The organism is Rhodococcus sp. 21391, assembly GCF_016772255.1.
In the GTDB taxonomy this organism is placed as follows: Bacteria; Actinomycetota; Actinomycetes; order Mycobacteriales; family Mycobacteriaceae; genus Rhodococcus_F; species Rhodococcus_F opacus.
Window position 1 is genome coordinate 5441955 of sequence record NZ_CP063781.1, and the last position, 14827, is coordinate 5456781.

Annotated in this window: 11 protein-coding genes; 6 read left to right on the top strand and 5 right to left on the bottom strand. The window is 66.8% G+C overall.

Annotation, left to right across the window (positions count from 1 at the left end; translation table 11 throughout):
• Positions 1-15 precede the first annotated feature (15 nt).
• Entirely contained in the window at positions 16-696 is a 681-nt protein-coding gene (locus GO592_RS25040; protein WP_007301099.1) for an arginase family protein, read from the bottom strand.
• A gap of 93 nt (positions 697-789) precedes the next feature.
• On the opposite strand from GO592_RS25040, the gene GO592_RS25045 reads away from it, so the two are divergent.
• Positions 790-2814 (top strand): APC family permease, encoded by a 2025-nt coding sequence (locus tag GO592_RS25045; RefSeq protein WP_039952932.1) that lies wholly within the window; start codon positions 790-792, stop codon positions 2812-2814.
• On the opposite strand, the gene GO592_RS25050 is transcribed toward GO592_RS25045, so the two are convergent.
• A complete protein-coding gene (locus tag GO592_RS25050) occupies positions 2783-4399 on the bottom strand; it encodes an FAD-dependent monooxygenase (protein ID WP_007301097.1) in 1617 nt (538 codons plus the stop codon). The genes GO592_RS25045 and GO592_RS25050 overlap by 32 nt on opposite strands.
• 97 nt (positions 4400-4496) lie before the next feature.
• Positions 4497-5255, bottom strand: a complete 759-nt coding sequence (locus tag GO592_RS25055) for an ABC transporter permease (RefSeq protein WP_007301096.1) — start codon at positions 5253-5255, stop codon at positions 4497-4499.
• 136 nt (positions 5256-5391) lie between these two features.
• Here GO592_RS25055 and GO592_RS25060 point away from each other — a divergent pair, with 136 nt between their 5' ends.
• On the top strand, positions 5392-7713 hold the full coding sequence (locus GO592_RS25060; protein WP_007301095.1) for an ATP-binding cassette domain-containing protein: 2322 nt from the start codon (positions 5392-5394) through the stop codon (positions 7711-7713).
• On the opposite strand, the gene GO592_RS25065 is transcribed toward GO592_RS25060, so the two are convergent.
• Complete coding sequence (locus GO592_RS25065) at positions 7674-8318, bottom strand: carboxymuconolactone decarboxylase family protein (RefSeq protein ID WP_007301094.1); 645 nt, start codon at positions 8316-8318, stop codon at positions 7674-7676. The two genes, GO592_RS25060 and GO592_RS25065, sit on opposite strands and share 40 nt — an antisense overlap.
• Before the next feature lie 243 nt (positions 8319-8561).
• Here GO592_RS25065 and GO592_RS25070 point away from each other — a divergent pair, with 243 nt between their 5' ends.
• Positions 8562-9497 carry an alpha/beta hydrolase gene (locus GO592_RS25070; protein WP_007301093.1) on the top strand — a complete coding sequence of 312 codons (936 nt, stop codon included), beginning with the start codon at positions 8562-8564 and terminating at the stop codon, positions 9495-9497.
• 6 nt (positions 9498-9503) lie between these two features.
• Positions 9504-11003, top strand: coding sequence for an FAD-dependent oxidoreductase (locus GO592_RS25075; RefSeq protein WP_007301092.1), 1500 nt, complete (start codon positions 9504-9506; stop codon positions 11001-11003).
• A 21-nt stretch (positions 11004-11024) separates the two neighbouring features.
• Here GO592_RS25075 and GO592_RS25080 read toward each other — a convergent pair whose 3' ends face one another.
• Positions 11025-11948 carry a LysR family transcriptional regulator gene (locus GO592_RS25080; protein WP_007301091.1) on the bottom strand — a complete coding sequence of 308 codons (924 nt, stop codon included), beginning with the start codon at positions 11946-11948 and terminating at the stop codon, positions 11025-11027.
• 93 nt (positions 11949-12041) lie between these two features.
• Here GO592_RS25080 and GO592_RS25085 point away from each other — a divergent pair, with 93 nt between their 5' ends.
• Both GO592_RS25085 and GO592_RS25090 read left to right on the top strand, forming a co-directional pair.
• A complete protein-coding gene (locus tag GO592_RS25085) occupies positions 12042-13406 on the top strand; it encodes an amidohydrolase family protein (RefSeq protein ID WP_007301090.1) in 1365 nt (454 codons plus the stop codon).
• A 144-nt stretch (positions 13407-13550) separates the two neighbouring features.
• Positions 13551-14807: an MFS transporter gene (locus GO592_RS25090; RefSeq protein WP_007301089.1), complete on the top strand. Its 1257-nt coding sequence runs from the start codon at positions 13551-13553 to the stop codon at positions 14805-14807.
• Positions 14808-14827 lie beyond the last annotated feature (20 nt).

Genomic DNA, 14827 nt, shown 5'->3' on the forward strand with positions numbered 1-14827 from the left:
GTGCCAACCCTGCGATCAATTCCCAAGAGGGATGGATGTGAGCTCGATCACGAAGGTTTCGTGCCGGTGCCGACCCAGTCCAACGACGACAGGAACCCGGATCTTCCCGCTCACGGCAGGGTGCGTCCGAGAAAGTCGAGCACTCAGTTCGGCGGCGGACGCCGCGTCCAGGCCCTCGGTGCGATGACCGATCAGAACGGTGTCGCTCGCCCCCACCATCGGGGGCGTCCCGGCCAGCGTGATCAATGCCTCGGCGCCGACTCCGGTGAGCACCGCAAGCTCCATGTCCGCCGTCTCGCCCGTGTCCGAGGAGAGTCCGTCGAGATAATCCGGATGCCCATCGACGAACCACAGTCCCGCCGAACCCAGATGCCCGCGCAGCGCGGGAAAGATCCCGAGCAGAATGCTGCAGTCGCCGCCGACCACCAGCGGTCGCCGGCCCGGCAGGTCCGTCATCGCGACCGCCAGATCGTCCACCAACGCGTGAGCGGCCCGCACCGTCTCGTACAGTGCGATCACGCCCGTCCGTTCGTCCCGGTCGGTGCGGTCGATCACGGTCGCGGCGTCGCCGACATCCCGGCCGACCATCGCGGACAGGCCAGCCTCCCGAAACGCGTGCGGCGCTGCCTGTTCGCCACGAGCCGAGCCGGAGCAATCCCACGGTGCACCCAGCATGAACCAGCCGGCAGCGTCCATTCCGCCAGGCGCTCCGCGCCCGTGCGCCTTTTCGGTAGCGGGAACAACCGGAAAGGCGCACGGGCGCGAAGCGCCTGGTTCTACGCTGAACTGGTGGTGGCTCTCGTTCGAGCGGTCCGGCGGCTGGCTCTGGGACGCCCGCTGCGCAGCGACGACCTCGGCGAGCAGTTGCTGACCAAGCGACTGGCGCTGCCGATCTTCGCCTCCGACCCTCTGTCGTCCGTGGCGTACGCGACGCAGGAGATCCTGCTGATCCTGTCCCTGGGCGGTCTCGCGTACTTCTACCTGACGCCGTATCTGGCGATCGGGGTCGTCGTACTTCTCGCCGTGGTCGCCCTGTCGTACCGCCAGGTGGTGTACGCCTATCCCAGTGGGGGCGGCTCGTACGAGGTGGCCACCAAGAACCTCGGTCCGTCCGCGGGGCTGACGGTGGCATCGGCACTGCTCATCGACTACGTCATGACGGTGGCGGTGTCGGTGGCGGCCGGCGTCGACAATCTCATCTCCGCCGTGCCCGCGCTGAACACGCACCGGGTGGCGCTGGCCGTGGCGTTCGTCGTGCTGCTGACTGTGATGAACCTGCGCGGGATCCGCGAATCCGGGACGGCGTTCGCCTTCCCGACGTACGGGTTCATCGCCGGGGTGATGATCCTGATCGTGACGGGATTCGTCCGCGTCGCGGCCGGCTCGACACCCGTCGCCGAAAGTGCCGGGTACACCATCGAACCGGAACTGTCCGGGCTGACCGGTCTGGCCCTCGTGTTCTTCGCGCTGCGCGCGTTCTCGTCCGGATGTACCGCGCTGACGGGTGTCGAGGCGATCTCCAACGGGGTGCCTGCGTTCCGTAAACCCAAGAGCGCCAACGCCGCGAAGACACTCATGGCGATGGCGGCGACGGCCATCGTGATGTTCGCGGGAATCACGGCGCTGGCCATGGTCACCAAGGTGCACGTCGCGGTGAACCCCTGCGATCTGATCGGGTTCGCCGGAAACTGCGAGACCGATCCGCAGCGCACCGTCATCGCCCAGATCGCGGCGGCCGTGTTCGGCGGCACCACCAACATCGGCTTCTTCTATGTCCAGGCCACGACCGTGCTGATCCTCGTCCTCGCCGCGAACACCGCCTACAACGGTTTCCCGCTGCTCGCGTCGGTGCTCGGCCGCGACCGCTACCTCCCGGTCCAGCTGAACACACGCGGCGACCGGCTGGCGTTCAGCAACGGCATCGTGCTTCTCGCCGTGACGGCGGGTGGATTGATCGTCCTGTTCGACGCGTCCGTCACCCACCTCATCCAGCTATACATCCTCGGCGTGTTCACGTCCTTCACTCTCAGCCAGGCGGGCATGGTCCGGCACTGGAACAGTGTGCTGGCAACCGAATCCGACGCCCGCGAACGTCGTCGCATCCACGGCCGGCGGGCCCTCAACGGCACCGGCGCCGTCCTCACCGGCACCGTTCTGATCATCGTCACGATCACGAAGTTCACCCAGGGTGCCTATCTCGTAGTCATCGCCATGCCGATCCTGTTCTTCCTGATGCGCGGGGTGCGGCGGCACTACGACCGGATCGCGGCGCTTCTGGTCGTCGACGAGGACAGCTTCACCCTGCCCTCCCAGGTGCACACCATCGTGCTGGTGTCGGTTCTCAACAAACCCACCGCGCGGGCCCTGGCCTACGCCCGCGCCACCCATCCGACGACGCTCGAGGCGGTCACTGTGCTCAGCGCCAACACCGGAGAACTGCAGCGGGACTGGGAGAAGTACGAGGTTCCGGTGCCGCTGAAAGTCCTCGAATCGCCCTACCGTGAAGTCACCACCCCCATCGTGGGGTACGTGAAATCCGTCCGGAAGCGGATCCCGGACGGCGTGGTCACCATCTTCATCCCCGAGTACGTGGTGGGCCACTGGTGGGAACACCTGCTGCACAACCAGAGTGCGTTGCGTCTCAAGGGGAGGTTGCTGTTCACGTCCGGGGTGATGGTCACGAGCGTGCCGTGGCTGCTGGATTCGGCCACCCGGGCCGGATCGCCGCTCGGCAAGCCGGCGCCGGGCGACATCCGGCGTGGGCTCCCGCCCGCCGCCGAGCTCAGCGGAAAGTCGACTTCAGGTACTCCGTGAGACCGTCTACCGCGACCGGACTCTGCCGGAATCCCAGATAGCCGTCCGGACGGACGACGAACGCGGCGGAACCCTCCGCGCCGTACGCGTGCGCGAACTCGCCGTCGCGGTCCCGGACGAGGGGAAGCACCGTTTCCCCGACATCGGCGGACGGCGACGCGACGAGGTACGTGTCGACGAGTCCCTGGGTCGCCGCCTCCACGGACGTCGCCGCGGCCTCGAGCAGTTCCAGCCCGCGCGCGTCGACCGATTCGTCGGCGTACAGCAGCAACGTGTGGTTCCGTCCTGCGAGGAGAGTGAACAGCCGGAGGGGAAACGCGACCGCGGCACGGGTCAGCCCACGGGCGTCCGGTGCCCGGCTGCCGGGGGTGAGCGCCGCATTCGACTCCGGTTGGGCGACGATCGGACTGTCCGCGTAGCTGATGAGGAGTTGAGCCTCGCGTCGGATCACGTAGTCGGGATCCGACGACCCCGCCCCGATTCCCTCCCGCGCGCTGCGCACGGTGCGTCCCACCACCTCCTCGCCGACGGGCCGCCGTTCGGCGTCGTAACTGTCCAGCAGATCGGAGGCCGCGGCACCGGACACGGCCAGCGCGACCTTCCACGCCAGGTTGTGGGCGTCCTGGATGCCGGTGTTCATGCCCTGCGCGCCGGTCGGCGGATGAATGTGGGCGGCGTCGCCCGCGACGAACACCCGTCCGCGCCCGTACGAGTCGACGATGCGGTGGCTGATCCGGAAGACGGAGGACCAGCGGAGGTTCGACGCCCGCGTCGGTTCGGGCGACAGGCGGTCGAGCACGGCCTGGATGTGACTCAGCTCCGGTTTGGGTCCCGCTTCGAATCCGTGCGCGATCTTGTCGGCCACCGGGGTTCCGGTGCCCGCGAGGTCGCTGGGCACCAGCATCGACATCCGGTAGCGGCGGCGCCCGGGTAGCGGAATGCACACGAGCAGATCGTCGGTCTCGCCGTCCGTCTGATGCATCGACCGGATTCCGTAGCCACGTGGCATGGACCAGTCGACCTCGACGTCGCCGAGCATGTACTGCTCGACGAACGCACCGCCTTCGAAGGTGAGGCCGAGGCCCTTGCGGACGACGCTGTGGGCGCCGTCGCAGCCGAGAAGATACTGGGTTCGGACGGTATCGTCGCCGTCCGCGCCGGTGACCGTGGCGACGACGCCGTCGTCGTCCTGCTCGAACGCCGTCAGTTTCGTACCTCGTTCGATCGTGGTTCCGAACGTGGCCAGGTATTCGGTGAGGATGCGTTCGGTCTCGTACTGGGGCAGACCGATGAATTCGAACGGGACGTCGGCCGGTAACGCCAACTCCAGACGGGCGACCTCGTCGCCGTTGACGTACACGATCTGCCCGCGCATCTGGATCGCCGCGTCCAGGATGTGCCGCAACAGGCCCATGCTCTCGAACACCTCGAGGCTGCGCGGTTGGATCCCCACCGCCTTCGCGTACTGCGGTGGTTCGAGCAGGGGATCGATGATGCGGCAGGCGACACCTCGCCTGCGCAGTTCGATCGCCGCCGTCAGACCGACCGGACCAGCTCCGACCACCAATACCTCGGGATGCACCACAAGACACCGCCTCGTCAGCAGGGACCGACCACCGACCAGTATGCGGGACCGACGATGTAGTTGACCGGCGTTCGGGCCAGACCCGGATCCTTCACGTTCACGCGGTGTGGAGTCTCGGCCGGTGAACGGCTTCCCGGGCCACCAGTTCGATCGTCACGGCCACCGCACACGTCTGCGCGAGCAGCAGCCCTACGAGGACGAGGATCTGGACCGCCCCGGCCTGGACGGCGGAACCGCTCGCGAGAAGCACCCCGACGAACGCCCCCGGCAAGGTGACCAGCCCGACGGTTCGGGTCTGATCGAGTCCCGGGAGCAACGCGTCCGAGGCCGCGGACCGGATCACTTCCATGCGGGCATCGCGGACGCCGAGTCCGAGACTGAGCCCCGCCTCCACCTCACCCCACCGTTGTTCGACCGCATCGAGCGCGCGTCGCGCGGCGAGGGAGGTGGCCGTCATCGCACCGCCGAGCACGATTCCGCCGACGGGAACGATTGCGACACCTTCGAGCGGAACCACCCGGCTGACCAGCATCAACGGCACGACGATACCCACACCCGCAGCGAGGGACAGCGCCAGCCACGCGGCCGACCGCCCGGCTCTCGCGCGCCGAGCGGACGTTCCCACCGCCGCCGCGAACATCACGGCCAACACGAGGATCGAGGACCACAGATGCGCGAGAGCCGCGGCCAGGATGAGAGACACCGCGGCGAGCTGGGCAGCGCCGCGAATCGCCGCGGCCGGCACGACGAGTGGGCTGCCGAGGTTAGTGACGCGGTAGACCACCGCCGCGCACACGACCATCACGGTGCACAGCACAGCCAGTCCGACACCGGGATTCGCCAAGGACGTACTCACCCGGCTCAGTGTTCCTCACTTCCTGGCCGCGGGAATACCGAGAGTGACCGTTATGCCGACGAATCCCGGGCCGTGCATGCGACCATGGATGGAGTCGACGCTCTACGCCCGATGACGCTGACCGGAGGCCGTGGCGATGGACGACCGGGCGAACACAGCGCACCCGCGGGTCGTGGTCGAGACCGAACACGGCCGGACGAGCTACGGCGCGGGCAAGGCCGTCCGCATCGGCCGGGATCCGCAGCTGGAGATCACGATCGTCGATCCGGTGGTGTCGCGCGAGCATGCGCGGCTCACCTGGGACGAGGGATGGCAGCTGGTCGACTCCGGCAGCAAGAACGGAATCTACGTCGACGGTGCGCGTCGAGAAAAGATCTCCGTCACGAACCCCGTCGTCGTCCGCCTGGGTGACGCGGCCGAGGGGCCGGTCGTGCGGATCTCGGTCGAGGACCCGGATGCCACGCGACAGGACGTGGGCGCTCGATGGGACGAATCGACGATCGGCGTAGGCGCCCCGAGCGCTCCGCCCCCGACCCCGCACGAGGCGGTCCCGAAAGGATCCCTCACGGTGGGACGGTCGCCCGACAACGACATCGTCGTCCGGGACGTGCTGGCCTCACGCCATCACGCCATCGTCCACAACGTGCCGTCCGGCCTCGAGATCGACGACCTGGGGAGCGTCAACGGAACGTTCGTCGGAGGCATCCGGGTGTCGCGCGCGCAGCTGACCGACGGCGACGTCGTCACGATCGGCAACACCGATTTCAGCGTGCAGGAAGGCAGGCTCGTTCCACGGCAGGTGGTGGCTCCGACCGCAGGCGGGCTGCGGGTGGACGGCGTCGGACTCACCATCGAAGGCGGGCGTCGGCTGCTCGAGGACGTCACGTTCACTGCCCAGCCCGGCAGTCTCACCGCGGTGATCGGCCCCTCCGGCGCGGGAAAGACCACGGTGGCCACCATCATCTCCGGTTCGGAACGCCCCACGGAAGGTGTGGTCGAGTTCGAGGGCCGCAGCGTGCACGCCGAATACCAGGTGCTGCGCTCCCGCATCGGAATGGTCCCCCAGGACGACGTCGTGCACCGGCAGTTGACGATCCGGCAGGCGCTCGGCTACGCCGCGGAGCTGAGGCTGCCGCCGGACACCAGCCGGACCGACCGCGAGGAGGTGATAGAGACCGTGCTCGACGAGCTGCAGCTGTCCGAACACGCCGACACAAGGGTCGATCGGCTGTCCGGCGGACAGCGCAAACGCGCGTCCGTCGCGATGGAGTTGCTCACCGGCCCGTCCCTGCTCATCCTCGACGAACCGACGTCGGGCCTCGACCCTGCGCTCGACCGGCAAATCATGGCGACGTTGCGCCGCCTCGCCGATTCGGGCCGCGTCGTCGTCATCGTCACGCATTCGCTGTCGTACCTCGAGATGTGCGATCAGGTCCTGCTCCTCGCACCGGGCGGCAAGACCGCCTACGTGGGACCGCCGGACAAGGTCGGGGCCGCGCTGGGCAGCACCGATTGGGCCGACATCTTCGCCCGCGTCGCGGCCGACCCCGACGGGGTGTTCGCCGAGTACCGCGCCACCCGCCCCGCCGTAGAGGTGCCACCACCGAGCCCGCCCGGACCTCTCGGCAGTCCCGCGCACACGTCGCGGCGCAAGCAGCTGAGTACCGTCGTCCGCCGGCAGGCGCGGCTGATCCGCGCCGACCAGGGGTACCTGATCTTCCTGTCCCTTCTCCCGTTCGTTCTCGGCGGCCTGGCCGTGCTCGTGCCCGGCGACACCGGATTCGGTCCGTCGGGCCTCGACGAATCCGGTGAACTCACCCAGATCCTGGTCGTGCTGATCCTCGGCGCCGCCTTCATGGGTTGCTCACTGACCATCCGCGATCTGGTCGGTGAGCGCATGATCTATCACCGCGAACGCGCCGCCGGGCTTCTGCCGTCCGCCTACCTGACGGCGAAGATCGTCGTCTTCTGCGCCGCCGCGATCGTGCAGTCGGTGATCATGGTGATGATCGTGTTCGTGGGCAAGGGCTTTCCGGGCCGGGGCAGCGTGATCCCCTCCGGTTCCGTCGAATTGATCGTGGACATCGCCGTCACCACCTGCTCCTGCGTCCTCGTCGGATTGGCGTTGTCGTCGGTGGCACGCTCGAACGAGCAGGTGATGCCGATGCTGGTGGTCACGATCATGGTGCAGTTGGTGATGTGCGGAGGATTGATCACGATCACCGGACGCGCCGTGCTCGAACAGGTGTCGTGGCTCTTCCCGTCCCGCTGGGGGTTCGCGGCCGCCGCCTCGACGGTGGACCTGCGCACGAACGCCACGGGCACCGAACCCGACACGCTCTGGCAGCACACCGCATCGTGGTGGCTGCTCAACATCGCCATGCTGGTGCTCATCAGTTGCGTGCTCGCGGTCGTCACCTACAGCCGGCTCCGGCTGCGCCGTCCCCGCCAGCGCTGAAACAGATGCTGCGGTGTTCTACTCGTCTTCGAGACCGCCGGTGCGCCGACGCCGAACACATTCATCATCTGAGACAGGGTCCGGTAATAGCCGACCAGGACCACGAGTTCGAGCAATGCCGAGTGACCGAGGCCGGCTTCGAATCGACGAAAGTCCTCGTCTCCGAGGGTGCCGGCGCCCGCGAGCAGACGACGGCACACTTCGTACGCAGCCTGTTCGGTGGTGTCTTCGGAACGGAACTCGCCGCTCCGAAGTGCCGTCGTCTCTTCGGCGCTCAACCCGACGGCGTGTCCGACCCGTTCGTGGGCATAGCGTTCGAATTCGCTCTCCGTTGCGGCAGCGACCGTGAGTATCGCGATTTCTCTGATCCGGGCGGTCATCGCCGTCCGATATCGCACCGCACTCCCGAGTTCCTGCAGCGCAGAACCGAGTCCGGGCACGTGCAACATCAACCCGAAGGGGCCGTTGAGCCTGCCCTCGTCATCCTGAAGCGCGAACAGCTGGGGCCCCTGTGCGCGCGGACCCGTCACGATGCTGTCGTACAACGCCTTCTGCTCGACGTCCAACTCGGCCGGTCTCAGGGTTTTGATCCGTGAATCTGCCATGGAATTACCATCTTTCAAGAAGAGTAGGCCTGGGAGGGGCGATGATGAGACAGAGTATCCCCGCGCCGGGGGCCCCGTAGTTCTCCGCCGCCCCCGAATCACACCCCGAACTGACGCTATTCGTCCGATGGATTTCCCCCATACAGAACTGCCGATTCCCGAATACTGCCTGATCCGCCACCCTTGAGCCACGGGCCACCCCGATGAGTGGATCCCGCGACCAGACGAAGAGGTGACGGCAACGTGACAACCCCGGTCGGGCAGTCCGCCCGATACGAGATCCAATCCTGTCCCGACATCGAGTTCGGGCGTCCCGACGGGCACGTCCTCCGGCTCGATCTGTCTCTGCCGATCGGCGTTGCCGCCCCCGCCGTCGTCCTCTACCTGCACGGCGGTGGTTGGATGATCGGATCTCGCAAGAGTCATGCCGCACGGGCGGAGCGGCTCGCGCGGCACGGATTTGCTGTCGCGAGCATCGACTACCGCCCCTCCACTGTGGCTCCCTTCCCCGCCCAGATCCTCGACATCGTGACCGCGATCGAGTGGCTGAAAGGTCCCGGACAAGCCTTCGGTGTCGACGCGAATCGTGTCGCGCTCTGGGGCGCATCGGCAGGTGCCCACCTCGCGCTTCTGGCCACCGCCGCTCCGGCGATTCGGCGGGCACCGCACGATGTGCCGGGTCCACCCGTGCAGGCCGCTGTCGGCTACTTCGGATGTTACGACCTCACCTCCCGCGGCGACCTCGACCGCCCGGACACCGGTTCGCCGATACCTCGGGAGATCCTCGAGCAGGACTGGCCGTCAGGGGTCCCCGCACCGCCGTCATCTCGCTACCTGAGAGCCCGATTACTGGGTGGCGACGAGTCGGCGGTGAGCGATCGCGAACTCGCCGCCATCAGCCCGTTCGCGAAGGCGCACGATATCCACGTGCCGGTCTTCCTGCTCCACGGAACACGTGACTCGGTCACGTCGATGGAGCAGAGCCTGCGGATGGCACAGGAACTTCGACACCGCGGGGAGACGGTGCGTCTGCGCCTTCTCGAGGGCGCCAACCACGAGGACTCCGCGTTCGACACGGACGCCACGATCGCCGACGTCGCCGCGTTCCTGCACGAACACCTGGGCCGGCCCTGCCACACACCCCCGCTTCCCCACAATGCCGTACAACAAGGAGATTGATTCGAAATGACCGCTCGAGTAATAGTCGTCGGCGGCGGACCGTCGGGTCTGACGGTCGCGACCGAACTGGCCCGGGCCGGAGTCGAAGTCGTCGTCCTCGAACGTCGAACGCAGCCGGTGCAGTCGCGGGCCGGAACCGTTCTGCCGAGGGTTCTCGAGCTTCTCGATTCTCGGGGCCTGGCGCAGAAGTTCATCGACCGGGCCGCGACCATTCGGTCCAATCCGCTGATTCCCGTGCATATCTGGGCGGGAATGCAACCCGTGGAATGGCGTCACCTCGAATCGAGGTTCGGGTTTCGGCTGGTTCTGCCCCAGAACCACACCGAGGAACTATTGCTCGAGGAAGCGCTCCGTCTCGGTGTCGTGGTCAGGCACGGGGTGACTGTCGAATCCGTCGTCCAGCAGTCGACCGCCGTGACCGTGACCGCGGCGGCCGAGGGCGGACCCGTGAGGCTGTCAGCCGATTATCTGGTCGGCGCGGACGGCGGGCGGAGTATCGTGCGGTCGCAGCTCGGTCTCGGTTTCGAGGGCCACGGGCCGACATTCACCGGAATCGTGGCAGACCTGAGGATGGATCGGCCCTGGCCCGAAGCGCGGCGGATGATCGACAACGACAAGGGCTGGGTCACCTCGTTTCCGTTCGGTGAGAACGAGTCCATCACCCGGTTCAACATCGTGCACGCCGAGCGCAGGCACGCTCCTGCGTCGGAGCCGGTCACGGCCGACGAGGTTCGCCGATGCCTCACCGATGTTCTGGAGAAGGACCTGCCGTTCGACGATCTGGTGTGGGCGTCCCGCTTCACCGATTCGCTCAGAATCGCAACGAAATTCCAGCAGGGTCGAGTGTTCCTCGTCGGCGAATCGGCGCGCATCCACTATCCCGCCAGCGGCGTCGGGATGAACTTCTGCATCCAGGATGCGTTCAACCTCGGGTGGAAGCTTGCCGCGGTCATCAATGAACACGCAGGACCGGCGCTCTTGGAAACCTACGAGGCCGAACGCCGCCCGGTGGGGGAAGCACTGTTGCGCAGTGTCGCGGCGCAGTGTTCGGTCCAGTTCGACTTCACACCGGAGGGCGTGGCGTTCAAGCGGATGTTCGAACGCGACCTGTTGCCCATTCCGGAGGTCAATCGCCGAATCGGACTCGAACTCAACGGATTGTCGTTCCCCTACGCTGCTGAGTCGCACCAACACCCGATGGTCGGATACCGCTGTCCCGAACTGGATCTCGTCACCGCGACCGGTCCGATGAGGATGGGTGACATGCTGCGCGATTCCGCTCTCGTCCTCGTCGACGCCACCGGGGCGGGCACCTACGCGGACCTTGATCTGCAGGGCGCGCCGGTTCGCGCACACACCGGACACATCGTGCTGGCACCCACCGGGCTGGGCGACGTCAAGAGCCTGCTGGTCAGGCCGGACGGATACATTGCCTGGGCCAGCGCCGACGCGCCCGCACGCGAGGACGCACAGCTAGCGATCAAGCGGTGCCTCGCCGTCGAATGACCTGCCGGGAGGGCCCGGCACTCACTCGAGTGACTTCACGAGTTGCGTTCTGAGCCAGCGATGTTCGGGATCCGCGTTGTACATCGGGTGCCACCACAGCGCATGGTTCAGTGGGGCGAGATTCAACGGGAAGTCGACCGACCGAATTCCCATTCCGCCGCTCATTCGGGCCGCCAATCGCTCCGGCAGAAGGGCGATACGATCGGTGTGGGCGACGAAATATGGCAGAGCCAGGTAGTTCTCGCCGACAACCTGCACGTACGGTTCGACTCCCTGAGCCCTGACCTGATGCAGCGGTGTCGTCGCGGCGTGGGGATGCGTCTGAAACACAGCCCACGGGTATTCGGTGAGCTGGTCCAGCCGTATTGCGTCCCCGACGTGCTCGTTGTCCTCGGCCACCACGCAGACCCACCGGTCGGAGAAGAGGTCGACCGAGGGCAGGTCGCTGACGAAGCCACGGGGTACGACCAGGGCATCGGCGGTACGGAGACTGTCCGATGCGCGGTCGACGATCTCCGGTCGCAACTGGACGAAGTTGATGCGCAGGTGCGGAGCCTGCGCCAGCAGATCGCGGGTGATGGTGTCGCCGACGGCGGCGAGCATGTAGTCGGACATGATCAGGGTGAACTCGCGGCTGGACCGTTCGATCTCGATGCCCGGCTCGGCGTCGAGCACTCGATCGACTGCGGAGATCGCCACCGTCGTGCGCTCGACCAGGCTGCGGGCGAGCGGCGTGAGTTGATACGAGTTGCCGACCCGCGCCAGTAGCGGATCCCCGAAGTACCTCCGAAGCCGTGCGAGCGCCGCACTCATTGCCGGCTGGCTCAGGCCGACCTCGATCGCAGCGCGGCTCACACTCCGCTCGCGCAGGAGCGCGTCCAAAGACACGATGAGGTTGAGGTCCAGCTTGGCGCGATGGCCGGAGATCCGCTGTATCGAGCTCATGGATACAAACTATAGGCAACCCGGCGTTCCCAAATAACCGCGGGAAAATGAGACTGAGGACAGTCAATCTGCCTCTCTCCGAACAGGACACTCATGGACCCGAGTCATGCCCGCCCACGCCGCACACTCCTCCGGGGAGCAACGGTCGTCAGCGTCGATCCGGCCATCGGAAACGTCGACCGAGCCGACATCCTGATCAGCGACGATCTGATCGCCGGAATCGACGGGAGGATCGACGTCGAACCGGGCGTCGAGGTCGTCGACGTCGACGGCATGATCGCGCTTCCCGGCTTCGTCGACACTCACCGCCACACCTGGCAGAGCGTCATGCGGCACGGGTACGCCGAACTCGATCCCCTCCAGTACTTCGACGAAATGCTCAGGGGAATCGGGGCGGCGTACGAGCCCGAGGACGTCAGGGTCGGTAACCTCCTCGGCGCGGTCTCGGCGCTGAGTGCAGGCACGACCACCCTCTTCGACTGGTCCCACATCCAGAACTCGCCCGAGCATTCCGACGCTGCCGTCGCCGGTCTGCGCGAGTCGGGTATCCGTGCCGTCTTCGGCCACGGATGGCCCCTGCAGGGCGACGGCCGGTGGACCGAGAACAGCACGCTCACCCACCCGGCCGACATCGAACGGCTGCAGAAGGAGCACTTCGCCGACCCCGGCGGACTCGTGACGTTGGCGATGGCGGCCAGAGGCCCCGAGATGGCGGCGCCCGGGGTATGGCAGGCCGACCTCGCCCTCGCGCGCGACCTGGGCATCCGCACATCGGTGCATGCCGGTGCGTACGCGCACAACGAACCGGTCCACGCCGTAGCGCAGTACGACAACGCGGGCCTTCTCGCCGACGACCTGACGTTCGTGCACTGCTGCCGCTCCTCCGACGCCGAACTCGCGATGATCGCCGACGCCGGTGCCACCGTGTCGATCGGCGTGCACTGCGAGCTCAACTCACAAGGCATCGGCGACATCCCCCTCGACCGCATGCTCGCTGCCGGTGTACGACCGAGCCTCAGCGGGGATACCGAAACCAAATGCAGCGGAGACATGTTCACGCAGATGCGAATGCTCTTCGGCTACCACCGTTCGTGGATGGGCGGTGGGCACAGCTCCGTCACGGCCGATCGGGTGCAGCTGTTCCTGCACGATGTGCTGGCATTCGCCACCATCGAGGGGGCGAGAGCGGTCGGGCAGGGCGATCGCATCGGCTCGCTCACTCCCGGCAAGCAGGCCGACATCATCCTGGTGCGTGCAACCGACCTGAACCTGGTGCCCGTACTCGATCCGGCGGCGTCCGTGGTCCTCGCCGCTCATGAGGGCAATGTCGAGTCGGTGCTCATCGGCGGGCGATTCGTCAAGCGCGGCGGAGTCGTGCTCGGGTGTGATCCGTCCGCTCTCGTGAGCGCGGCGGAGGCATCGCAACGACGGATCCTGGGAAGACGCGCCGGCCGCTAGCACTCGTGTGCGCGTGACCCCCGTCCGAACAGGGTGTATTCACCGCACGAATTCCCTCCATCAGGTGTTGCCGCTTCCCGGATAACCCGAGAACAGGAACAGTGATGGTCATCACCACCGCAACAAAGGAGCAAGGCATTGACCATGTCACGCGGGGACGAATTCCGGCGCGGGTGGCCGACTCTGTCAGCGGCCGCCGTGGGTGTCGGCACCGGGGTATCCGGGCTCGCCATCTACTCGGCGGGTCTATTCACCGGCGATCTCGGTAGGGAGATCGGCCTCAGCGCCGCAATGTACGGGCTGTCCATCACCTTGCTGGCCTTCGGGATGGCACTCGCCGCTCCCGTCGTCGGCTACGCCGTCGACAAGTTCGGAGTCAAGGCCCCGACGATTGCCGGAGCACTGTGCCTGGCAACCGGATTCGCCGCACTGGGAACGGTCGTGCACTCGGTGCCGGCCTACATGACAGCGATGGCGTTGATCGGATTCTTCGGTGCAAGTTCCGGACCGATTGCCTTCACTCGGGCGGTGAGCAGCTGGTTCGACCGCGCCAGGGGCCTCGCGCTCGGCATCACGATGATGGGAATGGGACTCTCCGGCGCCATCATTCCGGTCGCCATCGGACGCGTCATCGAACTCGAAGGATGGCGGCTCGGCTACCTCACGTTGGCCTGCATTGCGCTCGCCGGGACCCTTCCCACCGTCTTCCTCCTGAAGGTCGCACCCCGAAGCGTAAGTACGCAGGGCACGGCCGGACGGTCGGCCGACGACGGTGACGACTTCGCCACCATCCGTCGGAACCCGCTCTACTGGCGGCTGATTCTCACATTCGGCCTGATGTCGGTCGCCTTCACCGGCCTCGTCCCCTACCTGGTCCCCATGCTTCGGCAGTACGGGATGAGCGTCGGCGGTGCGGCATCGATCGCATCGATCATGGGACTCGCGGTCATCCTGAGCCGACTGGTGATCGGACTGCTCATCGACATCCTCCGGCCTACCGCGGTCGCGGCCTCGCTCTGCCTGCTGTGCGCCACCGGCGTCGTGCTGTTCGCAGTCGGCGGAGTCGGATTCGCCCCCGTCCTGGCCTTTACGCTGGGGTGCATGCTCGGCGCCGAGCTGGACATGGTGGGCTACTTCACGTCGCGGTACTTCGGACTCGCCGCCTTCGGAAAGGCCTATGCAGGCCCCTATATGGCGTTCGTCCTCGGCGGCGGTATCGCGCCCCTGTGGGTCGGTGCCGTGGTGGACCGAACAGGAAGCTACACCGCAGTCCTCTACGCCGTCGCCGCGCTGACGGTGCTGTGCGCCGTCGCCTTCCTGGCCCTGCCGTCCCCGCGGCGGGTCACCCCCGCCCCTTCCGATACGAGGCCGACACCCGCCTCCGTCAGCGCAGATCTCTGACCACACATAACAGACACCGC

Excerpts from the sequence above, each read along its gene's own strand:
- GO592_RS25040 (WP_007301099.1), bottom strand. The coding sequence starts at position 696 with ATGGACGCTGCCGGCTGGTTCATGCTGGGTGCACCGTGGGATTGCTCC.
- GO592_RS25060 (WP_007301095.1), top strand. The coding sequence starts at position 5,392 with ATGGACGACCGGGCGAACACAGCGCACCCGCGGGTCGTGGTCGAGACC.
- GO592_RS25065 (WP_007301094.1), bottom strand. The coding sequence starts at position 8,318 with ATGGCAGATTCACGGATCAAAACCCTGAGACCGGCCGAGTTGGACGTC.
- GO592_RS25075 (WP_007301092.1), top strand. The coding sequence starts at position 9,504 with ATGACCGCTCGAGTAATAGTCGTCGGCGGCGGACCGTCGGGTCTGACG.
- GO592_RS25080 (WP_007301091.1), bottom strand. The coding sequence starts at position 11,948 with ATGAGCTCGATACAGCGGATCTCCGGCCATCGCGCCAAGCTGGACCTC.
- GO592_RS25085 (WP_007301090.1), top strand. The coding sequence starts at position 12,042 with ATGGACCCGAGTCATGCCCGCCCACGCCGCACACTCCTCCGGGGAGCA.
- GO592_RS25090 (WP_007301089.1), top strand. The coding sequence starts at position 13,551 with ATGTCACGCGGGGACGAATTCCGGCGCGGGTGGCCGACTCTGTCAGCG.